21 protein-coding genes are annotated in these 20,959 nt (G+C 37.4%); 10 read left to right on the forward strand and 11 right to left on the reverse strand.

Features of this window, described 5'->3' with window-relative positions; genetic code table 11:
- Nucleotides 1–52: 52 nt before the first annotated feature.
- The 5 genes from LBE40_RS05605 to LBE40_RS05620 all read left to right on the forward strand — a co-directional run bounded on the left by LBE40_RS05605 (nucleotide 53) and on the right by LBE40_RS05620 (nucleotide 2,714).
- Nucleotides 53–274 carry a helicase-related protein gene (locus LBE40_RS05605; RefSeq protein ID WP_245256419.1) on the forward strand — a complete coding sequence of 74 codons (222 nt, stop codon included), beginning with the start codon at nucleotides 53–55 and terminating at the stop codon, nucleotides 272–274.
- Nucleotides 275–318: 44 nt separating this feature from the next.
- Nucleotides 319–657, forward strand: coding sequence for a hypothetical protein (locus tag LBE40_RS05610; protein ID WP_004860718.1), 339 nt, complete (start codon nucleotides 319–321; stop codon nucleotides 655–657).
- On the forward strand, nucleotides 620–817 hold the full coding sequence (locus tag LBE40_RS08480; protein WP_004860715.1) for a hypothetical protein: 198 nt from the start codon (nucleotides 620–622) through the stop codon (nucleotides 815–817). The genes LBE40_RS05610 and LBE40_RS08480 overlap by 38 nt, the downstream gene beginning before the upstream one ends.
- A gap of 703 nt (nucleotides 818–1,520) precedes the next feature.
- Nucleotides 1,521–2,129 carry a YqaA family protein gene (locus tag LBE40_RS05615; RefSeq protein WP_040297106.1) on the forward strand — a complete coding sequence of 203 codons (609 nt, stop codon included), beginning with the start codon at nucleotides 1,521–1,523 and terminating at the stop codon, nucleotides 2,127–2,129.
- Nucleotides 2,130–2,141: 12 nt separating this feature from the next.
- Nucleotides 2,142–2,714, forward strand: a complete 573-nt coding sequence (locus LBE40_RS05620) for a disulfide bond formation protein B (protein WP_004860712.1) — start codon at nucleotides 2,142–2,144, stop codon at nucleotides 2,712–2,714.
- A 656-nt stretch (nucleotides 2,715–3,370) separates the two neighbouring features.
- On the opposite strand, the gene LBE40_RS05625 is transcribed toward LBE40_RS05620, so the two are convergent.
- Together LBE40_RS05625 and LBE40_RS05630 are read right to left on the reverse strand one after the other, a co-directional pair.
- Nucleotides 3,371–3,529, reverse strand: coding sequence for a hypothetical protein (locus tag LBE40_RS05625; RefSeq protein ID WP_004860705.1), 159 nt, complete (start codon nucleotides 3,527–3,529; stop codon nucleotides 3,371–3,373).
- A gap of 150 nt (nucleotides 3,530–3,679) precedes the next feature.
- Nucleotides 3,680–3,958: a hypothetical protein gene (locus LBE40_RS05630; protein ID WP_004860703.1), complete on the reverse strand. Its 279-nt coding sequence runs from the start codon at nucleotides 3,956–3,958 to the stop codon at nucleotides 3,680–3,682.
- A gap of 921 nt (nucleotides 3,959–4,879) precedes the next feature.
- On the opposite strand from LBE40_RS05630, the gene ubiG reads away from it, so the two are divergent.
- Nucleotides 4,880–5,623, forward strand: a complete 744-nt coding sequence (gene ubiG / locus LBE40_RS05635; RefSeq protein WP_040297076.1) for a bifunctional 2-polyprenyl-6-hydroxyphenol methylase/3-demethylubiquinol 3-O-methyltransferase UbiG — start codon at nucleotides 4,880–4,882, stop codon at nucleotides 5,621–5,623.
- Nucleotides 5,624–5,630: 7 nt separating this feature from the next.
- Here the strand turns inward: ubiG and grxC are convergent, their stop codons facing one another.
- Both grxC and LBE40_RS05645 read right to left on the reverse strand, forming a co-directional pair.
- Nucleotides 5,631–5,894 carry a glutaredoxin 3 gene (gene grxC / locus LBE40_RS05640; protein ID WP_004860699.1) on the reverse strand — a complete coding sequence of 88 codons (264 nt, stop codon included), beginning with the start codon at nucleotides 5,892–5,894 and terminating at the stop codon, nucleotides 5,631–5,633.
- Between the two features lie 48 nt (nucleotides 5,895–5,942).
- Nucleotides 5,943–6,728, reverse strand: a complete 786-nt coding sequence (locus tag LBE40_RS05645) for a ComF family protein (RefSeq protein WP_040297105.1) — start codon at nucleotides 6,726–6,728, stop codon at nucleotides 5,943–5,945.
- Between the two features lie 176 nt (nucleotides 6,729–6,904).
- Between LBE40_RS05645 and LBE40_RS05650 the strand changes: the two genes are divergently transcribed.
- Nucleotides 6,905–7,789 carry a methyltransferase domain-containing protein gene (locus LBE40_RS05650; RefSeq protein WP_004860691.1) on the forward strand — a complete coding sequence of 295 codons (885 nt, stop codon included), beginning with the start codon at nucleotides 6,905–6,907 and terminating at the stop codon, nucleotides 7,787–7,789.
- 14 nt (nucleotides 7,790–7,803) lie between these two features.
- Here the strand turns inward: LBE40_RS05650 and LBE40_RS05655 are convergent, their stop codons facing one another.
- Entirely contained in the window at nucleotides 7,804–9,159 is a 1,356-nt protein-coding gene (locus LBE40_RS05655) for an L-cystine transporter (RefSeq protein WP_004860688.1), read from the reverse strand.
- A gap of 758 nt (nucleotides 9,160–9,917) precedes the next feature.
- Between LBE40_RS05655 and LBE40_RS05660 the strand changes: the two genes are divergently transcribed.
- Nucleotides 9,918–10,133: a hypothetical protein gene (locus LBE40_RS05660; RefSeq protein ID WP_004860680.1), complete on the forward strand. Its 216-nt coding sequence runs from the start codon at nucleotides 9,918–9,920 to the stop codon at nucleotides 10,131–10,133.
- A gap of 898 nt (nucleotides 10,134–11,031) precedes the next feature.
- On the opposite strand, the gene LBE40_RS05665 is transcribed toward LBE40_RS05660, so the two are convergent.
- Nucleotides 11,032–12,405 carry a glutamate--cysteine ligase gene (locus LBE40_RS05665; RefSeq protein ID WP_004860676.1) on the reverse strand — a complete coding sequence of 458 codons (1,374 nt, stop codon included), beginning with the start codon at nucleotides 12,403–12,405 and terminating at the stop codon, nucleotides 11,032–11,034.
- Nucleotides 12,406–12,473: 68 nt separating this feature from the next.
- The gene (locus tag LBE40_RS05670) at nucleotides 12,474–13,217 is read right to left on the reverse strand and encodes a 16S rRNA (uracil(1498)-N(3))-methyltransferase (RefSeq protein WP_004860675.1); all 744 of its coding nucleotides are present in this window, start codon (nucleotides 13,215–13,217) and stop codon (nucleotides 12,474–12,476) included.
- Between the two features lie 237 nt (nucleotides 13,218–13,454).
- Between LBE40_RS05670 and LBE40_RS05675 the strand changes: the two genes are divergently transcribed.
- Entirely contained in the window at nucleotides 13,455–13,598 is a 144-nt protein-coding gene (locus LBE40_RS05675) for a hypothetical protein (protein WP_004860673.1), read from the forward strand.
- Between the two features lie 93 nt (nucleotides 13,599–13,691).
- Here the strand turns inward: LBE40_RS05675 and LBE40_RS05680 are convergent, their stop codons facing one another.
- Nucleotides 13,692–15,572 (reverse strand): AsmA family protein, encoded by a 1,881-nt coding sequence (locus tag LBE40_RS05680; RefSeq protein ID WP_004860671.1) that lies wholly within the window; start codon nucleotides 15,570–15,572, stop codon nucleotides 13,692–13,694.
- A gap of 320 nt (nucleotides 15,573–15,892) precedes the next feature.
- Here LBE40_RS05680 and folD point away from each other — a divergent pair, with 320 nt between their 5' ends.
- Nucleotides 15,893–16,792, forward strand: a complete 900-nt coding sequence (folD, locus tag LBE40_RS05685; RefSeq protein WP_004860669.1) for a bifunctional methylenetetrahydrofolate dehydrogenase/methenyltetrahydrofolate cyclohydrolase FolD — start codon at nucleotides 15,893–15,895, stop codon at nucleotides 16,790–16,792.
- A gap of 54 nt (nucleotides 16,793–16,846) precedes the next feature.
- On the opposite strand, the gene edd is transcribed toward folD, so the two are convergent.
- From edd to zwf, 3 genes are read right to left on the reverse strand one after another with little or no spacing between them, the layout of a single operon-like run.
- Nucleotides 16,847–18,670 (reverse strand): phosphogluconate dehydratase, encoded by a 1,824-nt coding sequence (gene edd, locus LBE40_RS05690; RefSeq protein ID WP_004860667.1) that lies wholly within the window; start codon nucleotides 18,668–18,670, stop codon nucleotides 16,847–16,849.
- A gap of 54 nt (nucleotides 18,671–18,724) precedes the next feature.
- Nucleotides 18,725–19,462 carry a 6-phosphogluconolactonase gene (gene pgl / locus LBE40_RS05695; RefSeq protein WP_004860665.1) on the reverse strand — a complete coding sequence of 246 codons (738 nt, stop codon included), beginning with the start codon at nucleotides 19,460–19,462 and terminating at the stop codon, nucleotides 18,725–18,727.
- A 10-nt stretch (nucleotides 19,463–19,472) separates the two neighbouring features.
- The gene (gene zwf, locus LBE40_RS05700) at nucleotides 19,473–20,948 is read right to left on the reverse strand and encodes a glucose-6-phosphate dehydrogenase (protein ID WP_004860664.1); all 1,476 of its coding nucleotides are present in this window, start codon (nucleotides 20,946–20,948) and stop codon (nucleotides 19,473–19,475) included.
- Nucleotides 20,949–20,959 lie beyond the last annotated feature (11 nt).

Consider the following 20,959-nt stretch of genomic DNA (forward strand, 5'->3'; position numbering starts at 1 on the left):
GTAAAGTAAGATATATTGACGGAACACAAAGTGTAAAAAACGCAATGAGGAACTGGATTGGTTTAAAGAAGATGCCAGTAAAAATGTTTGTCGGATCTTAAGCAATGTATGGTGTTTTTCGGAAGGAATTGATGTCCCTGTTCTTGATGCGATACTGTTTTTACATCCGCGCAATAGCCAACTGGATGTGATACAAGCAGTGGGACGTGTGATACGTCGTGCCAAGAGAAAAAAGACAGGTTATATCATTTTACCGGTTGTCATTCACACCTAGAAGCTAAAAAAGCTTTACGAAACAATAAGAGATACCGCGTTTTCTTGCAGGTTTCGCATGCTTTACATTCCCATGATGAGAGATTTGCTAGAACGATTAATCAAATGTCTGTAGGACAAGATAGCAGCCATAATGCTATTGAGATTGTGGAGATTAAACGTGCTAATGAATTACAGGAACTCACCACAACTGTTGATACAGTCTCGACACAAACAAAATCAGAAAGTGCTAGACGTGTCATTGGAACAGCGGAAAGCAAATTCAAATCGGCGTATAAAGAACAAGGAGAATTATTCCACTCTTCTGAATTTGTTGATTTTATCAAGATAATTTTTCTGGAAAGTTTTGAAATCACAGATTATTGGTTATTGGGAAAATTTTGATGGTAATGTTGCTGAGATTGCACAGAACCATATTACGCGTCTTAAAGACATGCTTTGTGATGAGATAAGCAAAGCACGCCATACCTTTGATAGTTTTCATAAGGAATTAAAAAAACAACTTAAACAACTATATAAAACAAGAAGAAACGAGAGATTTTGAAAAATTTTACAAAAATGTCAAGTTTTGTACAGTGGGCATTACCGAACCACACGCAAAACAGAATCTTATTATTAAACTTCATGAAAGTTTTTTGCCAAGGCTTTCAAAAGGACAATCGATAAGCTTGGAATTGTTTATTTCCCGATTGGAATTATCGATTTTATCTTAATTCCCTCAATGATGTTTTACGAAATGAATTTTCGCAGAACTTGGGAACACGTGGTATCTCTATTCTCAATCCTTTTACCAGAACAGGGACCTTTATCACAAGGCTTTTAAAATCTGGATTAATAAGACCAGAAGATATGGAATATAAGTTCCGTTATGATATCCATGCTAATGAGATTGTTTTGTTAGCTTATTACATTGCCCCGTCATAGTCTGATGAGAAGAAACTATATACCATTCAAACATATTGGTTTGGCTGATACGTTTCTTATACTTTTGAAAACCGTAAAAATGAAACTGTATTTCCGTTTCAAAAATTTTCCAAACAGATTACACAATATACCTACCTCAATAAAAATAGGACTTTCTCTACAATACTGAACCGTTTTAATCTTTTTCAACTATGTAATAGCATGAGGATTAGATATTTTTTTACAAACAACAGTTAAAGCGCGAACTTAAGGAGCATTTGCTTCACCCGATTTATAGAATACAATTTGTAAAGTCTTTACTTCTTAGACTTATGAAAGCTCTTATGCTATTAAAGAAATTAAAACTTTGGACAATTTCTTTGTCGAATCGACGTACAGCTCCCCACTGGCTTGGCTTCATTGCCTTTATTGAAAGTTCTGTTTTTCCGATTCCGACAGATGTTTTGTATATTCCGATGGCACTTATCCGTCCTCGTCAAGCTTATCAGTACGCTTTTATTGCTACTATATGTTCTGTTTTGGGGGGAATTGTGGGTTGGTTCATTGGACATTTTGCCTATGAAACTATAGCTAAACCGATTTTAGAATTTTACGGTCAAGTTGAAAACTTTCAAACGTTACAGAACAATGCAACACTACAATTTCTTATAATTTTACTGATAACTTCAGGTTTTTTACACCTTCCCCCTATCAAGATTGTCACGATCTTAGCCGGAGTCATAGGTGTGCATCTTGAACTTTTCATTCTCACCTGTATTTTTGCTCGGGGAGCTCGTTTTTATCTTCTCGCGTGGCTCATTCAACGTTTTGGACAACAAGTAATAAATTTTCTTACTCGTCACTTCAAATGGATTATCCTGATTGGTTGTGTTATTCTCTTATTAATCTATGGAATTTTCATAGCTTTTGTGAACAAGCACCTTTTATTTTAAGGAACATGCTCAATGGCACACATTTTTTCTTCTCAGCATATTTTGCACAAGCACTTTCATCTTGAACCAAGCAGAAAAGAGCAAAGTTTATGGGCTTTTTTTCTCGCTTTTTGCATGTTAGGCACGATAGGCCTAGCGCTTAGTTTTGAACACATAGGAGGATATCTTCCTTGTGATTTATGTCTCATTGAACGTTTTCCATATTATGGTGCTATACCATTTTTGATTTTAGCAGGTTTTGGGGCATGGTTTTTCCGCATGTCTTTTTGGGTGCAGCTTTTATTTTTATGTGTTTTTATCTTAATGACCATCAGCTTTGTTTTAGCGGTGTATCATGCGGGTATTGAATATGGTTTTTGGCCAGCTCCTTCCAGTTGTGGTTTAAGCGCAATGAGAAGAATAACAGACGTTAATCAACTGTTCAACCGTTTGAACAACATCCATCCTCCTTCTTGTTCTGAAGCGCCCATGCGCTTTCTTTTTCTCTCATTTGCCGGCTGGAACGTCGTTGCCAGCCTATTTTACGCACTTATCAGCTTTACTGTTGCTTCAAAAGGGCTTTTTTCAAGCTATAAAAAACTATAACTGGAAAACACAGACGAGACCACTTGCACCCATACTCTCAAATCCACATTTTTCCAACATTCTTATTAAGATACCGTGCAATCAAAATTGCAAATAATACAGCGTGTGCATTTTGCCGCCAAATGAAAAAATAGATACCCCTTCTCATAATATCACTCCAGACTTTTCAAAATCTCCAAGAATATTTAAATGAAGTCTAAGAAATGAACATCCAGAGTGTTTAGGCACACAACAATACAGATCAAGGGGTTGTTATCAGGCATCTAGACTTTGGTATTTAGAAACACTATTGAGGAGTTGCAAGAAAGACAGTTTATCGTTTTTCTTGAATTAGAGACCCGAATATCGTAAAATTTCCTTACTCTTTTTTCCTCAAGCTTTAAATCAGAGCTGCTAAAGTCTTGCATTAAAGCGACGATGTGAAAACCACCTGCACAAATTGCATACCATCATATGCCTTAAGGTTAGCAGCTTCATACTTCATATCGCTGCCGGCTAAATAGTAAGATACACCACTGGTAAGTACACTAAACTGATAATAACGGCTTTGGTTAGGACCCTACCTTCTATAATTTTTTTGTATCTCTTAAGGAGCTATTTGTTGTCCTTTTTCCGAATAAACCTTGCAATTTTTTCTTCCAAAAGTAAGGCTGCTCCTAGCTGGAAAAGCTTAGTTTATTGTCACGCATTTCTGCCACCTGCTCAATCAAAGTATAGCTTAATTGTTTGGCTTTTCCCACTTCTTTAGCTAAAATCAGTGCGTATTCAAGATGAATCTTTTGAATACTATCATTAAAACCTACATGATCCTCCATAACAAAACTTTGATTATAAAACTGTAACGTCTAGTATCACTCAAGAAAAAAAGAGTAGTAATGAAATAAATCATAATACGCGTCATTCACCTTGATCACCTTATACGCTTTAATTTCGCTTTTTTCCAATGTGGTGCACCATACCTAGAACTAAAACAATTTATAAAGATCAATTTTTTCTACCATCCATTCCAAAATATAATAAAATTCTAATTTTAGGCGATCCACACATACCCCTTCTCCATATATTGTTAATCCCCTCTTATCAAAATGAAGTTGTAGATCTGACAAATTTTGAGAATTGATAGGATCAATCACCTTACAGGCAGCAGTAAGAATGTCAGTATTAATCGAAAATCCAACATCAAATTGTGGACAATCTTTGGTGATTTCGTCGTTATAAAGAATTTTTATGAGCCAGAATATCATCCAGTTCTCCATTTTTGTAGGATTGTACAAAAAGAAGAAGACGCTCAATCCATGTTGTCGTTTTATAATCAGCAAATTCTGGCACATATAATTGGGGATTAGATTTATAACGCTTTAAAGCTTCTATATCACCGAGTACAGCCTTTGCAACAACAGAGTTTTTGACAATGCCATTTGTGAATTCTTGGCATAATTTTTGTTCAATATTTTGTGTTTGTGCCCATGCGATTACCTTGTCTAAAGATTCCTTGATATGGATTTCAAAAAACTCCGAGGCTTTAATCCCAAAACCACCTTCAGAAAACAGTATCCCTTCAGATCAAAACCTTTTACCTTTAGCACCCTCCCAAGCAAGGAGATAGGGAGCAGTGATAACTCTTGCTCCCAGTAAAAATTTTCTGCACTCCCATCCATCTGTCACTTCATAACTGATGCACACAATGCGATCGGAAAAATAATAATAAGTAGATGCGTCATACACGTCATCATAATATGGTTCCCAGCCAAGTCTTTTAAAATTTTTGTTACATCTTTTGTTTGCATCATGATTTACTTATCAACCAATTGTGCAACATCAACTAAAGTGTAATTTTTCATGAATTCCCCCTCACGCGTTCTTTAATTCTTTTTATGTTATCGACAATTTTAAATAATTGAGCTTTTAACAATGCAGTTTGTGTTGTAATAGAGCTGTATTATAAAATGTTATGATGATATTTAATTTGCATTTAATTTAATTGCTTATATGTGTCATCATATTTATAGCGTCATTTGCTTTTTATACTCTGTTCATGCGTGGTAATCTTTTATAAAAAATAGGTCAATTAAATTACACATTAAAGTGTGAATTCCGAAAAGGATTCAAACACTATAAATTCATATTAACACATTGACTTTATTGTTTTTTTATGTTAGATGTGTATGATGAATGAAACGCGTACCACTATTGATCAGAGTGAAATTGATCACTTTTCGCGTATTGCTGCTGAATGGTGGAATCCACAAGGGAAATTTCGACCACTTCATCAATTCAATCCGGCACGTCTTTCTTACATTAGAGAAAAGATCTGTTTAGAATTTCATCGTGATCCTCTTTCACTTATGCCCTTCGAAAATTTGAAAATTCTCGATATTGGTTGTGGAGGTGGTTTGTTATGCGAGCCTATAGCACGCCTTGGCGCTATAGTTGTAGGAGCTGATGCGGCACAAACGAATATCGAAGTTGCAAAAATCCACGCAGCCCAAAATAACCTTTCAATTGATTACCGCACTACTACTGCAGAATCCTTAGCCAATGAAGGAGAGCAATTCGATATCATCCTCAATATGGAAGTTGTTGAACATGTGGCTGATGTTAACCTCTTTATAGCAGCCACAGCAAAAATGCTCAAACCACAAGGGTTGATGTTTGTCTCAACACTCAACCGCACATGGAAAGCATGGGGATTGGCTATTGTAGGTGCTGAATATATTTTACGTTGGCTTCCAAAAGGAACCCACAATTATAAAAAGTTCCTAAAACCTCAGGAACTTAAAAATCTCTTATCAGAAAATGCTGTGACTGTCATTGATGAGATCGGTATTACTTATAATCCATTAAACGACAGCTGGAATCGCTCAAGAGATATGGACGTTAACTATCTGCTTCTTGCAAAAAAGTCTTAGGCGTAATCTACCATTGCTGTACATCTTGCAACAAAGAATCAAGCTTCCCTTCATTTTCTAAAGCGTAAAGATCATCGCAACCACCGACATGATAATCACCTATAAAAATTTGCGGAAATGTATTGCGTCCATTCGCTCGTTGCACCATTTCTTGACGACGAGAAGTTGTTGCGTCAATATCTATGTATTTCACCCCTTTTTTATCAAGCAAATCACGTGCTTTCGTACAGTAAGGGCAGTTAGGACGTGTATAAAGTTTTATCTCTTTCATAGTATTATTCTCCAATGTTTTCAAAATAGTATTAACTTTAAGAACCCTTCAGGAATCAGGAAATATAGAAGCTTCTTTTAGTACACGCGAAAAAGTTAGCACATCAACCTGCCGCGCACCTGCACGTTTTAATGTTGCAGCTGCGGCTGTAACTGTCGCACCTGTTGTGAAAACATCATCAACCAACAAAATAGAACGTCCTTTTAGATATTTTTTAACTTTACGTGGCACCTCAAAAGCATTCAACACATTCAATTTTCGTTCCTTAGCAGATAAACTAACCTGCGGACGAGTATGCCTACAACGCACAAGCCAGCTGGGTTTAAAAATCTTTTTCTGCGCTACTGCAATATAACGAGCAAGCTCAGCAGATTGATTATAACGTCTTTTAAAAAAACGACGAAAATGCAAAGGAACGGAAATAATAACATCACAATCATCAATAATTTCACGGCCAGCAAAAAGCATCCAATTAGCCATAAAAGATGCCAGTTCTATATGATCACCATATTTCAATCGCGTTACCAGAACTTGCGCCACCCCTTTATGAACAATAACCGAGCGAACACGCGAAAAAGGAAGAGAGTTTTGAAGAGCTTCACCACTGAGAAAACCATCCCCCATATCACAAACAAAAGGCGTCCCCATAACAGGACAATAAGGTTTTGTGATAAATTGCAAACTTTTCCAACATTCAGGGCAAATCGTACCATAAGCAGAAACTCTTTGCTTACATCCAGGGCAAATGGGCGGATATAAAATTGTTAGCAAGCCCTCAATGAACTTACTCAATATATTCCCGCTATTTAAAGCCATTCCTTGAAAGCATAACATCATTAAATTCGGCTTTTATAGCTTCCCTGCACAAAAAAATTCTTTTGTATTTTCTAATTGTAATTCCTTTAAAAATTCTTACTCTTTGTAAATTTGCTTTTCTTTCACACCATAAACGCGCAAAAATGAACCTTCTCAAAATATAACTATATTACAGATCGAAAGACCTTAACGATATGTCACATCCTTTAATTTTTGATCATGACCGCATTGAACAATACCGCAAACGTGCTTTTCAAAAAGCAAAAGAGGGATATGATTTCTTACTGTCTCATATGGCCGAAGATCTTTATAAACGTCTCAGTACTGTTGATCGTCTCTTTACATTAGCTCTAGATTTACACAGTCATACAGATCTTGCCGCGCAAGTTTTAATGAAATCTGGAAAAGTCCATTCCATAGAACGCGTCGAAACCGACATACTTTACCGAAGCCATGATAAAAAATTTCATTTACGACATCGAGAACTTCTTGATTTCCCTCAAAATTATTGTGATCTTATCGTTTCACTTCTTTCATTACAATTGACCAATGATACCCCTGGTGTTCTGAGTCAAATAAAAAATATCCTTAAACCAGATGGCTTATTTTTGGCTGTTATGGCTGGGGCTGGTACGCTAGTAGAATTACGCGAATGCCTCCTACAAGCTGAAATTGAAATCTATGGCGGAGCAAGCCCTAGAATCTATCCTTTTGCTGACATTCGTGATGTAGGTACTCTTTTACAGCGTGTTGGTTTTGCTTTACCTGTAGCAGATATTGAAGATATCACAATACGCTACAATACAATGTTTGATCTTATGCATGACCTTAAAGCTATGGGAATGCAAAATGCGCTCATCAATCGTTCACGACGCCCTGTATCTAAGCGCTTTTTTCTTCGCGCGGCTGAAATCTATGCACAACGATTTAGCGATCCTGATGGCCGCATTCGCGCATGTTTTTCTTTCATCTGGCTCTCTGGTTGGGCTCCTCACCCAAACCAGCAAAAACCTCTACAACCGGGCTCTGCGAAAATATCTCTTGCAGATGTTTTAGTAAAACAACAAAAAAAAACATAAACTCAACATGCAAATTATTTTTCAAAGATGCTTTTATCCGTTGTCCGTAACATCTGACTGGTTATAGTTCCAGCCAACATTGAATCACTTACATTTAGAGCTGTACGCCCCATATCAATCAAGGGCTCGATAGACATGAGTACAGCAACTAAAGAAACAGGAAGCCCCATAATTGGCAACACTATCAATGCAGCGAAAATCGCGCCACCACCAACACCAGCAACACCAATAGAACTTAACGTTACAACACCAACAAGGGTAGCAATCCAAGTAGGATCTAAGGGATTAATCCCCACCGATGGTGCTATCATGGTCGCAAGCATTGCTGGATAAAGACCAGCACAACCATTTTGTCCAATTGTTGCTCCAAAAGAGGCCGCAAAACTCGCAATTGATTGTGGTACACCAATCCATTGTGTTTGAGCCTCAATGTTCAGGGGAATACTTGCAGCACTTGAACGACTGCTAAAAGCAAATGTTAAAACCGGCAAAACCTTTTTAAAAAAACGGAAGGGATTAATTCCTGATATACCGAGCAACACACCGTGAATTACAAACATAAGGATAATACCAACATAGGAAGCGATGATAAAAACCAATAAATTTAAAATATCTGTAACATGCGAGGTTGCTCCTACCTTCGTCATAAGTGCATAAATACCATAAGGAGTCAAAGCAATCACAATACGGACTAATCGCATAATCCAAGATTGTGCGACTTGAATAAATAAAAGTGCTTTTTCCCCTTTTTCTGGATCATCTTTCTTTAAAAGAAGAACTGCAGCTCCTAAAAAAGATGCAAAAATAACAATACTGATAATTGATGTACGCTTGGCTCCAGTTAACTCAGCAAATGGATTTTTAGGAATCAAGGATAAAATCATTTTTGGGACACTCATATCTCCAAGTTGAGAAATACGATCCCCGAGAATAGTAGAAACATTTTGCCCTTCATGTACCAAACCATTCGCCGTTAATTCAAAAACATTAACCACAAAAACACCAACCAACGCTGAAAGAGCAGTTGTAAAGAGCAATATTGAAATTGTCATTATACTCATTTTTCCAACAGCATAAATAGAATGCAAATGAGCAACCGCTGAGACTATAGAGACAAAAACCAATGGCATAACAATCATTTGTAGTAATAAAATATAGCCATCTCCAACAATGTTAAACCATTCAACAGATTTCAACAAAGTGGCTTCACCTTCTCCATAAATAACTTGTAAAACACTTCCAAAAATCAAGCCAAGGATAAGTCCTAGCATAACGCGCAATGAAAGGCTCCATTTCATCCTCTTACTTTGAGCAAGCCATAACAAAAAAATAACAAATAGAAATAAATTGATGAAAAAATTGAATGTCATTGTTTATGCTCACTCTTGTTATACTTAATATTGAATAAGATGATGCGTAATAACTGGAAATAAAATATAAAACTTACAAATTTTTTACAAAATCATTATTTTTAATTTATCGGTTAGAAAAGGATTTTTTATCTACGAATAACTGTTTAAAGAAGATAAAAAATCAAACCATCCTTGCCAATTTTATTGGCGACAGTTTCAGCAGCTTTCATCGCTATCTGTTTTTAAATACGTATCGGTTTGCTGGAAATAGCCTTTACATTTTCTTTCCTAGCGTCTAGTGGAAGCCTCTTTTCTGTTTTTTGAAACATTTGTTGTGAATTCTCCGCAGTCATAAAATATTCCTTATAAACATAAACACGAAGATTTTTAGATTCATAATCTCATATTGAAATACAATACGATACGTACTGTATGTATCATTGAATATAATTTGTAATAAATCATCAACATAAATACCACATACTATATAATCTACGCTGATTAATTAAGCATTATCAATTGTAGCAAGAGTTGTATTCAAAATTTGTTTTTTTATTAAAACAAGAAGTTAAATTTTCAATGATGCATACTGTAATATTTTTATTTTCTATCTTAGTATTATTTGAAAATAATAATACGAACAATCTCAACCAGTACAATAAATTTTATCAAACCTATCTAAATGAAATCTATAAAGAATTAGAGTACCGCGAAAAGGTAGAAATAGCAAAAGAATATATAGAAGCGTTCAAGGGAGCGATAAAGTCTGTCATACTATGGAATATGATGAGGGGCAGTTTTGGAGATATTTAATAGAGTTGCGAACTGATCTTCTAGAATTTGATCTCTTAAAGCATTATCATATAATGCTTGTTTTTTGTGGACGCTTTGCAGGTTTGTGGCAAGAAGATAAAGAAAAGTCAACACTTAACAACTTAAAAAGGAAACTTAAGGCTTTTAAAGCTAACGCAATAAAATCCGATGCTGATTAGGATAATTAAAACGAATTTTCTTCTTAGAAAAGCTTGAAACAGATTTTTATGATCCAAATGTTTGCGTATGCATAAAATTTTCTAGCTGGCATTGTCGAGAAGAGCAAATCATGGTTACAGAGAGAATGATAACACACAATTCTGTAACTCGTTTTTAAAATACAGCCGCTGTGTGCGCTCCGCTGTACAGGTATATCATATTCATAACGCTAAAAGGGAGACAATATCACCAGTAAGATATTGCTATTTTAAAAGATGGAGGCAGTATAATATACACCTTTAGCCAACAAAAGAAGTGCTTATTGCCTTATCAGCACAAAAATCCAACTCTTGTCTTTTTCTTTCAAAGAGCACCTTGTATATCCATAGTAGATAACATGTATTGATACAAAAAAGAAACAGTTATATAAGGTAGATATAAATAGTGAGTAACAGAATAAGCGTTAATATTGAAAACGTATTTTCAAAAAAATGCTCTTTTAGCGCAGTATTTTGATTTATAAGGGTAATTCATCATGTTGCCACTTGAATGGGGATCCTGAATACAGTAAGATTTTCTCACTCTAGAATTGTCTTAAAGTGCATTAAAAAATCATTTGTTTGCGCATCACAAGTGGGATGGGTATGTGGATAAAAAATGTTTTAGAAAGAGCTAAATATGGCTCTTTAATGAGTCGTTTTAATGCAAAAAAATACAATTTTAGATTGATACAGTATTACTATAGTTCTGATCTGTTACTTGTATAAGTAAAAATGACAATGCCCAATAAAATTCATTATACCCTTTATGAATGACACTGGGGGGGGTGCAATGTCTCTTTAAAAAAAAGTCCGTGAATGAGCAACACAAATATACACTTCTCTAGAGGTACAAAGCGTTTTTCTTTTTTCCCAAAATTTAATAGGCGCATTCTAAAAATAGAGGTTCCACAGTTCCATCCCAAATAGAATGATAAAGGGACAAAAATTTATCAGCGTCTGTTTGACCCATTGTGATCACCTCTTCTAGGGAATCCAGAAAATTTGTCTCATCAAAACCATCAGCATCATATTTCCAGCGATTTTTTAAGCCTTTGCGTGAAATAGTAACAGCTTGACGAGCTATTTCTAAAATTATGGTTTGACGAAAAGGGGTCCTTAATCCTTCTTTAGGAACACGTTTGCGCATATCTAAAACTTCTTCAAAACACCAATCTTTTGTCAAAGCTTCTGCTTCATTAAGGGCTTCACTATCATAAAGAAGCCCAACCCAAAAAGCCGACAACGCGCATATACGCTTCCAAGAACCGCAATCAGCACCTCTCATTTCCAAAAATCGTTTTAAGCGCACTTCGGGAAACAAAGTGGATAGATGATTAATCCAATCTCCCATATTAGGCATTGAATTTGCAATCTTATCTCTTAATGCTCCATTCATAAACTGACGAAAAGTTATATTTGTACAATCATAATAACGACCGTCGCGCACAACGAAATACATTGGTACATCAAGTGCCCATTCAACGTAATCAGCAAAACCAAAATGCTCAGAAAATACAAAGGGAAGGACTCCAGACCTTTGATTATCAGTGTCACACCAAATTTCAGAGCGCCAAGATAAAAAGCCATTCGGACTGCCTTCCGTAAAAGGTGAACTGGCAAATAATGCTGTCGCAATGGACTGTAACTTCATTGATACTTGCATTTTTCGCCGCATATCAGTTTCAGATGAAAAATCGAGATTAACCTGAACAGTCGATGTGCGATACATCATATCAAGACCACTGTGACCAACTTTTGGCATATAATCGGCCATAATCTGATAACGTGACTTAGGCATGCGGGGAGTTTCCGCCAAAGTCCACTTTGGACTAGCACCCATACCGAGAAAACCAATCCCCAATGGCCCTGAAATCTTCTTGAGAAGTGCTAAATGTTCCATAACCTCAGAATAAGTATGACAAATCGTTTTCAGTGGTGCACCAGACAATTCAAATTGTCCTCCAGGTTCCAAAGAAATAGCACCTTGATCAACTGATCCAACAAGGCCAATAATATTCCCTTCATCTAGAATAGGCTTCCATCCTAAAGCTTCTTGCATTCCCTCTAGAAGTGCACGAATTCCCCTTTTCCCTTCATATGGGACAGGACGAAAACCATCTCTATAGAAGGGAAACTTTTCATGTTCTGTACCAATACGCCAATCATTTTTTGCCTTACACCCCCCTTGGAAATAACTAACCAAGGAATCTAAGTTATAAATTTCACTTTCATCAGTTATATCAAGCGCCATAACTTATTGTATCCTATCATCAGTTCTATCATTTTTAATGAATTGTTTAGAATAATTTTACAAACTTCTCAATTAATTGACCAATCCCCCACGGTAACATTAAGAAGAGCAAAAGCAGCAACAGCTGCAGTATCGGCGCGTAAAATACGCGGTCCCAAAGATATCGGAATTACAAAAGGGTGCTTTTTTAAAAAGTTCCGCTCTTCTTCACTAAATCCACCTTCTGGTCCAATAAGGACACCAGATGTTGTAATTTCATAATTCTTTAAAAGATGTAATGGATTATGCGATTTGTGCGCTTCATCACAAAAGAACAAAGGTTGTGTCTTATCCCAACGTGCTAAAAGTTCTGCTATTGAGACAGCAGAGACACATTCAGGCAAAGATAAAATGCCACACTGTTCAGAAGCCTCAATAACATTAGCCTCCATACGTGCCATATTGATACGCGTAACCTGTGTGTGATGCGTTATAACAGGCTGCAAAACCGATACCCCCATTTCAACAGCTTTCTGCACCATATAATCCAAACGCGCATTTTTGAGCGGAGCAAAGCAGTAAATGAGATTCGAATGCGTCGTTTGCAATCTTTCTTGCTGGATAAGCTGAACTACAACAAATTTTTTCTTAATGGTGATGAGTTTAGCAAGCCACTCACCATCCTGTCCATTAAAAAGTAAAATTTCGGCTCCTACTTGCATCCGCAAAACACGTATAAGATAAGAAGCTTGTGCTCCTTCTATCTTTATTTCTTTATTCAAAGCAAGAGGTTGCCGGATAAATAATCTTTTAAGTTTATAATTTATGCGCATAAAAAGTCGTATCAAAACTAACTATAATTATCGAAAAAATGGAGAAAAATATATAGCAAAAAGAAAAAAATATATCTATAGAACTATAATAAGAGAAAGAATTATAGAGTTTTTTTAGCTTTATGAGATAATAGTGGAACAAATGGATCACTAAGTGATTCTTCTTTCACACAATTTTATAAACACACACTATTTACCATTGCAGTCAATCATTGATTGCATGATTTTAGGAAAAATATGTCTGCTAAAAAAGCCACAATTATTACTATTTCTGCCCTCTTAGCTTTTATTCTGATTACTGTAGGAATTGGCTCTGTTGGAGCGGACGGGAAACGTACAATTGCCAAAGATGGCTATGGTATTTCTTCTGAGATTCAATAAGCACCGGTTGGCTTATCTCTAAAATTTTATAATAATACAATATTTTCTAGTAATTTTCTACAATTCCTGCCAGTGCTAAATGAAAAACGGTCATCAATCTGCATTAATATCTTTTTTAACTAAAAAATCGCCGCGACCTTGTTCTGTAGAGCTAAGAGAAAAGGTAAAAGGTCTCTCAAGGCTATTAGCGAGACATTGGACATCGCTACATAAAGTTTCTGAGCTATGGCTTTTTCGTAATTGTGCCTGTAATGTAAACTCGTTTTTCTGATCTTTCATTATAGCAGACGCAATTATTCCCCAAACGGATAGCCTCCAATCCTCCGTACGCATTAATGATTCTGTTATCCTTATCGTACCATCTGAAAAGCTTGTTTGAATATCCCATAGATCAAAAGCTGTTGAAAGGGCATCGTGATCCGTTAAAAAAAATTGTTCACTTTTTGAAAGTTTTGTCTGTAAATCATTCAAATCATATCCTAATAGTCGACCAGAAGACATACTCAGTGCCAATTCTCCCTGCATTTTCGTAAAGATTTCTGACCAAGACCGAGCAAGCGTTTGTACCGTCATGGTAAAATTCGCTTTGCTTTGTGCAAATGGGACAATTCCCAGAATCTCTGAAGCAGCCTGCATATCAACGGAGGTACCTGAAACACGTCCCTCAATACGTACTTTCTGACCAGCTGTTGCAACTTCGATATTGCTTTGGAGTGATCCACCAAAAATATTTGCATGTCCAAGATCAAAAATGCCATGCCCATTTTTTATTTGTATCGCAGCTGCTAAATTTGTGAGCGCAACATTACCTACTTTTGCTTGTGGCGCTGAAAGCCGTACATCCACCCCAATACGATCAAAAATTGCCATAGTTAAGAATGGCTTCTTTTCCTTAACTGAAGAAAACACTAATCCTAAGAGGTTAAAATCTAGGTTATCAAATGCTAAAGATCCAATTACAATTGGTACAGCATCCTGAAAATCAAGTTCTAACGCTCCACGCGCATTTGCTGTACCCATCGTAAATGTAACATTATTCATTTGGATATGCATTGGCTGCGCTAAAAAACGAGACTCCCATACAATAGGAGTTTTTAATCTATATCCCCAAAACTGGTTACCTCCAATCCAAGCCAATGTCTGATTCCAACCCGGAGAACGCATCGATACCTTTCCGTCAAAAACATAATATTCAGATAATCGTGCCTGCCCTATAAAGGTTATACCACCACGCACAGAATTGAGACTGGCCTTCATTTGGCTTTTCCCTCCTGCTAAAAGCAGCAACGCTTGATCGGCATCAATTGATAATTTTGTCAACTCTCCACGCCAACGAGCATCTGCACGAAACTGCACTTCCTGGGTCGATTCGGGCCAATCTAAAGTCGCATTTAATCCCGTTATTTTTTCTGGCATACCGGAAATACTATCATGATATACAAGTATGCCATTTTCGATCACAATCCGCCCAAAAGGTTGCTTTAAAAGATGCTCTATATCTGACTGATCAGGATTATGTTTAATTATTTCACGAGCATTGCGTATTGCTAATCCTAATGCTCCTTGTGACCGTGAAAATCTATCAAAAAAATCTGCTACTGTTTTAACGGGCTTTTCCATAACAAATTGCGGGTGCACAATTCGCGTCTCTAAAAAAGAAATATGACCCCAAAGAAGATCCATCAAAGAAAGATCAACTTCTATTGATTCAGCTTCCATTAACGGTACAGCATTATTCATTTTTGATGTTAAAGTAACACCGGAAAGATATGCTTTGGGGTAAGGAAAAAGATTTAACCGCGGTGGATCACGCAATTGCACATTATAGCCCGTCCACGCACTCAAATCCTGTGCTAAACGAATACGTATTGTATCTGTAGACACAAGATAAGGTAAAATGAGAATACCAAATCCAAACAGAACAATAATTGTAATGAAAATTCGTCTCAAAAATTTTATTATTCTGGCGTGCACAACATTCCTCTAAAATTTTACCTCTATAACAGATTAAAAGAAAACCTAAATAACTGTTAAAAAGTTTCTTATAACCCTCAAATCCGCCAAATCTCATTTGAGAACTTCATTTCTTGTTCTTATCCAAAGTTTATTGAAACAGCAATGTTGCTGCTTCTTTACAAAGCAATTATTTTAAAGGTTTGCAAAAATTATAAAATACACAAAACTATCGAACCATTCTTATTGTTCTCATATGAATATTGCTAATAAAACTCTATTGTATTGTCAAAAAATGCTTTACAAAAAAAATAGACAGCCTTACCGAAAGGATCTCCCTTATGAATAATATTATCGACGGAAAAAAACTCGCTGAAGAGATTATTACGAAAGTTAAGGCTGAAACGACAAAACTCCGCAATAACTACAATATACAGCCTGGTATCGCCGTTATCATTGTTGGAGAAGACCCCGCAAGTCAAATATATGTCACATCAAAGAGCAGAAAAGCTGAAGAATGTGGTTTTTTTTCAGTAAAATATATGGTTTCCAAAGAAACAGAAGAACAAGAAATTCTTCAACTCATTGCAACCTTAAACTCTGATCCTAAAATCCATGGTATTTTGGTGCAACTTCCTTTGCCCCCCCATATTAATACAAACCGCGTAACACAAGCCATTGCTTTCCAAAAAGATGTTGATGGCTTTCATTATATCAATGTAGGAAAACTCGCAACCAATGCATTTGAAGACGCTATCATTCCCTGTACACCAGCTGGTGCCATGATGATGATTGAACAACAATGCGGACGAGATTTATCTGGTCTTGATGCCGTTGTTGTTGGACGCTCTAATATCGTCGGAAAACCTATGGCTACTCTCTTAACAGCCGCAAATGCTACTGTGACGATTGCCCACAGTCGTACACGTGACCTTGACGACGTATGTCGTAGCGCTGATATTTTAGTAGCAGCTGTCGGTCACCCACAAATGATTAAAAAAGACTGGGTTAAAAATGGTGCCATTGTTATTGATGTTGGCATTAACCGCATTGCAGCACCAGAAAATGGTGTGGAAAAAACACGTCTTGTCGGTGATGTTGATTTTGAAGAAATAAAAGGAAAAGCCGCTGCAATCACTCCTGTTCCAGGAGGAGTTGGCCCTATGACAATTGCCATGCTCATGGTTAATACGCTCAAAGCAACCATTCAAGCCCACAATCTACCCGTGCCAAAATTCTAAGCAGTTTTTAGCATGTTCATTGTATGCATATCACTTTAGTTTTTTCGCATTTACTTATATCATCAGAACAGATGCTCCTTGATCTGCACGATTAACCGATTGACGAAAAACACGAAAAAGCTCACGTCCTACACCATGTTCATTCTTTGAAAGGTCAGGAGGCATGATTGTTCGCGCGTTAAATTTTACTCCATCTTCTAAAATGGCTAATTTACCCACATGAGCATCAAGACAAACGATGTCACCATCTTGCAAACGTGCAATGGGCCCCTTCTCCAAAGCTTCTGGTGTTACGTGGATTGCGGCAGGAATTTTTCCTGATGCACCTGACATACGGCCATCCGTTACCAACGCCACTTTTTGTCCCCTATCTTGTAAAACGCCTAAAATTGTTGTTAATTTATGAAGTTCTGGCATACCATTCGCTTTCGGCCCTTGATAACGAATGACAGCAATAAAATCTTTATCATTCAACGCCCCAGATTTAAAAGCCTTTTGCAATTCCTCTTGATCATTAAAAACAAGGACTGGAGCTTCAATCCGCCAATGCTCAGATTTAACAGATGAAACCTTCATAATAGCTGTACCCAAGTCTCCCGATAAAACACGAATACCACCATCAGGCTGAAACGGCTTTCTCCATCCTGCCAATACCCTATGATTAGCGCTTTCATTGAGAGCAGGTTCACGCACCACACTACCATCAGCGTAAAGCTTTACTTCAATTGCATAAGCATTGAGACCTTTACCGAAAACTGTACAGACATCCTCATGTACTAAACCCGCCTCAATGAGCTCGCGAATAACAAATCCCATACCACCAGCTGCATGAAAATGATTTATATCAGCCAAACCGTTGGGATAAATCCGTGCCAAAAGAGGAACAACTGACGAAATTTCCGCAATATCATGCCATGTCAATCGAATACCGCAAGCAGCAGCCATAGCAATCAAATGAATCGCATGATTGGTAGATCCTCCTGTTGCATTTAATCCTACAATAGCATTCACGAAAGAACGCTCATCAACTATTGTACCAAGTGGTTTATAATCATCGCAAAGAGCGGTCATTTCAAGTACACGCTTAGTCGCTTCCTTTGTTAAAGCATCACGTAACGGTGTGTTCGCATTGACGAAAGAGCTTCCCGGCATGTGTAGTCCCATCATCTCCAGTATCACCTGATTTGAGTTAGCAGTCCCATAAAATGTACATGTTCCTGGCTCATGATAAGAACGCGCTTCTGATTCCAGCAATGTTTGGCGATCTATCTTATTTTCTGCGTAAAGTTGGCGTATCTTCACTTTTTCATCATTACCTTGACCACTTGTCATAGGACCAGCAGGAACAAAAATTCCTGGTAAGTGACCAAATGTTAACGCCCCAATGACTAAACCAGGTATGATTTTATCACAAACTCCAAGATACAATGCAGCATCAAACATATCGTGTGATAAGCCTATAGCCGTCGCCATTGCAATCACTTCACGCGAAAAAAGTGAGAGCTCCATCCCTGCATTCCCTTGTGTTACGCCATCGCACATCGCAGGAACACCACCTGCCACTTGTGCTACACCACCAGCCATACGGGCTGCCTCTTTAATTAAGCGAGGAAAAGTCTCAAAAGGTTGATGTGCTGAAAGCATATCATTATATGCAGTAATAATACCAATATTTCCAGCGGTATTAAACTTTAAACGTTCTTTATCTATTGGGCAACAAGCCGCAAAACCATGGGCCTGATTGGCACATCCCAAAAAACTTCGCTTGGGATGCTTTGCCTGTGCTGTAACAATGCGATCTAAATAAATTTCTCGCGTTGGTAGAGAACGTTCATAAATTCTTCGTGTAATCTTAGCAACTGTCTTGGAAAGTGCCATGTTCGTTCCCCATTCCATCATAAAAGATGAGATCGCGTGTCACCTGCATCTGTATCATATTTTCACTTCACTTATTTCATTTTCTTCCGGCGACCAATAAACCTGAACAAGATGATGGGCATTACGTAAAACCGCGCGAACAGGCATTTCCATTTCAGTCCCATCTTGACAAACCACTTCAAAAAAATCTCGTTTCTTAAAACCTTCAAAATGAAGAATAATGCAACGAGATTGTATTATAACTGGCAGCGTCAGCGTGAGCCTTGGCTCAAGAGCACTTTTTGCATGAAGTGGTAAAACAAGTGCCCGCGTCCGAAGATCAAGAGCTTCTTTCAAACGATCAGCATCAGGAAAAAAGGAAGCAGTATGTCCATCAACACCCATGCCTAAAACAATAACATCAAAGGGTTTAGGCAAAGTATTGATACGGCTAGCTGCTGAAAAAGCCGCAAGCTCAGCAGTAATTGCCTTCTGATAAAGTCCTACAAAATTTGCTTTAGTCGCAAAATTTTGTAATAAATGACGCCGTACCATATGTTCATTTGAACGCTCAAGATGAGCAGACACAAAGCGTTCGTCGACTAAAGTAATAATAATATTTTGCCAATCAATATCTGCTTTTGATAAATAATGAAAAAACAATTCTGGTGTTTTACCACCAGAAACTGCTAAAATTGCGCGCTTACGCTCAAGAACTGCCACACTAAGCTCTGCTGCAACACGATCAGCCAATGCCAAAGCGAGAGTGGTAGGTGTTTCAAAATTTAAACGGTCAATATTCATTCCATGCATACTTATTGCTCTAAACTAAATTGTTCCATATACGCCCATCACGTTCCATCAAAAGTGTTGAAGCAGACGGTCCCCATGAACCAGCGCTATATCCATAAACAGGCTGCTTTATTGCTTTCCATCCCTCAAGAATAGGATCAATCCAACGCCAAGCGGCCTCAACTTCATCACGACGCATAAACAGTGTTTGATCTCCGCGAATAACATCCATCAATAAACGTTCATAAGCATCAGGATTACGTTCAGAAAACGCAGACGCAAAACTCATGTCCAATGGAATATGACGAAATCGCATACCACCAGGACCCGGATCCTTAATCATCAACCATTGTTTTACCCCCTCATCAGGTTGGAGACGGACAACGAGCCTATTAGAAAAAACTTCATCTGAAGCCGTATTAAAAATATTATGAGGGATGGGTTTGAAAACGACAACAATTTCAGACATACGCGTAGCCATACGCTTACCAGTTCGTAAATAAAAAGGTGTATCCGCCCAACGCCAATTATTAATTTTAACCTTAAGCGCCACAAATGTTTCATTCTTACTGACTTTTTTCCCCAGATCATCAAGATAAGATCCTACAGAAACACCATTCAATATACCAGCAAGATACTGCCCTCGCACAGTATGTTGCTCTACATTATGAATACCAAGAGGTGTTAAAGAATGCAAAACTTTCAGTTTTTCATTACGCACGGCATTTGCTCTATTAGTAAATGGAATTTCCATAGCAACCAGACAGAGCAATTGTAGCATATGATTCTGTACCATATCGCGTAACGCACCCGCACTCTCATAATATTGTGCACGCCCCTCCACTCCTAAAGACTCAGCAACTGTTATCTGAACGTGATCAATGTAGTTAGAATTCCACAACGGCTCATAAAGCGTATTAACAAAGCGCAATGCCATCAAATTTTGAACCGTTTCCTTGCCAAGATAATGATCAATGCGAAAGATTTGATCTTCATCAAATACCTTTGAAAATGTATCATTAAGTTCAACGGCTGTTTTTACATCGCGGCCAATCGGTTTTTCAATGATAATCCGTGTTTGTTGAGTCACCAAACCATTTTGCCCTAATCTCATCGCAATATCGTCAAAAAGTGATGAACCAACTGCTAAATAAAAAGCTCGAATATCAGCTGGATTTTTTGACAGCAGTAGAGCTAAATCCTCCCAACCTCGGTTTGAGGTAATATCAGCAGAAACATAGGCTAAACGTGCAAGAAAACGATTAAGTTGAATTTGCTTGAGATCTTTTGGAGAAATATGTTTCTCCAAAGAAGCACGAACAAAATTTTGATACTCTTCACTCCTCAACGAAGAGCGCGCAACCCCGATGATACGCATTGGCTCGTTAAATTGCCCAACACACTGACAATGATAAAGAGCAGGTAAAAGTTTGCGTGATGCCAAATCACCATTGCCACCAAAAATAATACAATCAAAGGGAGAGACTGGAATAATTTTACTCACCATGAACCTGTCTC

Source organism: Bartonella taylorii (assembly GCF_023920105.1).
Lineage (GTDB): Bacteria > Pseudomonadota > Alphaproteobacteria > Rhizobiales > Rhizobiaceae > Bartonella > Bartonella taylorii.

Bases quoted from the DNA above. Each gene is read 5' to 3' on its own strand.
- LBE40_RS05615 (WP_040297106.1), top strand. From the start codon at position 1,521: ATGCTATTAAAGAAATTAAAACTTTGGACAATTTCTTTGTCGAATCGA.
- LBE40_RS05620 (WP_004860712.1), top strand. From the start codon at position 2,142: ATGGCACACATTTTTTCTTCTCAGCATATTTTGCACAAGCACTTTCAT.
- LBE40_RS05625 (WP_004860705.1), bottom strand. From the start codon at position 3,529: ATGGAGGATCATGTAGGTTTTAATGATAGTATTCAAAAGATTCATCTT.
- LBE40_RS05630 (WP_004860703.1), bottom strand. From the start codon at position 3,958: ATGATATTCTGGCTCATAAAAATTCTTTATAACGACGAAATCACCAAA.
- ubiG (WP_040297076.1), top strand. From the start codon at position 4,880: ATGATGAATGAAACGCGTACCACTATTGATCAGAGTGAAATTGATCAC.
- grxC (WP_004860699.1), bottom strand. From the start codon at position 5,894: ATGAAAGAGATAAAACTTTATACACGTCCTAACTGCCCTTACTGTACG.
- LBE40_RS05645 (WP_040297105.1), bottom strand. From the start codon at position 6,728: ATGTTATGCTTTCAAGGAATGGCTTTAAATAGCGGGAATATATTGAGT.
- LBE40_RS05650 (WP_004860691.1), top strand. From the start codon at position 6,905: ATGTCACATCCTTTAATTTTTGATCATGACCGCATTGAACAATACCGC.
- LBE40_RS05655 (WP_004860688.1), bottom strand. From the start codon at position 9,159: ATGACATTCAATTTTTTCATCAATTTATTTCTATTTGTTATTTTTTTG.
- LBE40_RS05660 (WP_004860680.1), top strand. From the start codon at position 9,918: ATGGAATATGATGAGGGGCAGTTTTGGAGATATTTAATAGAGTTGCGA.
- LBE40_RS05665 (WP_004860676.1), bottom strand. From the start codon at position 12,405: ATGGCGCTTGATATAACTGATGAAAGTGAAATTTATAACTTAGATTCC.
- LBE40_RS05670 (WP_004860675.1), bottom strand. From the start codon at position 13,217: ATGCGCATAAATTATAAACTTAAAAGATTATTTATCCGGCAACCTCTT.
- LBE40_RS05675 (WP_004860673.1), top strand. From the start codon at position 13,455: ATGTCTGCTAAAAAAGCCACAATTATTACTATTTCTGCCCTCTTAGCT.
- folD (WP_004860669.1), top strand. From the start codon at position 15,893: ATGAATAATATTATCGACGGAAAAAAACTCGCTGAAGAGATTATTACG.
- edd (WP_004860667.1), bottom strand. From the start codon at position 18,670: ATGGCACTTTCCAAGACAGTTGCTAAGATTACACGAAGAATTTATGAA.
- pgl (WP_004860665.1), bottom strand. From the start codon at position 19,462: ATGCATGGAATGAATATTGACCGTTTAAATTTTGAAACACCTACCACT.
- zwf (WP_004860664.1), bottom strand. From the start codon at position 20,948: ATGGTGAGTAAAATTATTCCAGTCTCTCCCTTTGATTGTATTATTTTT.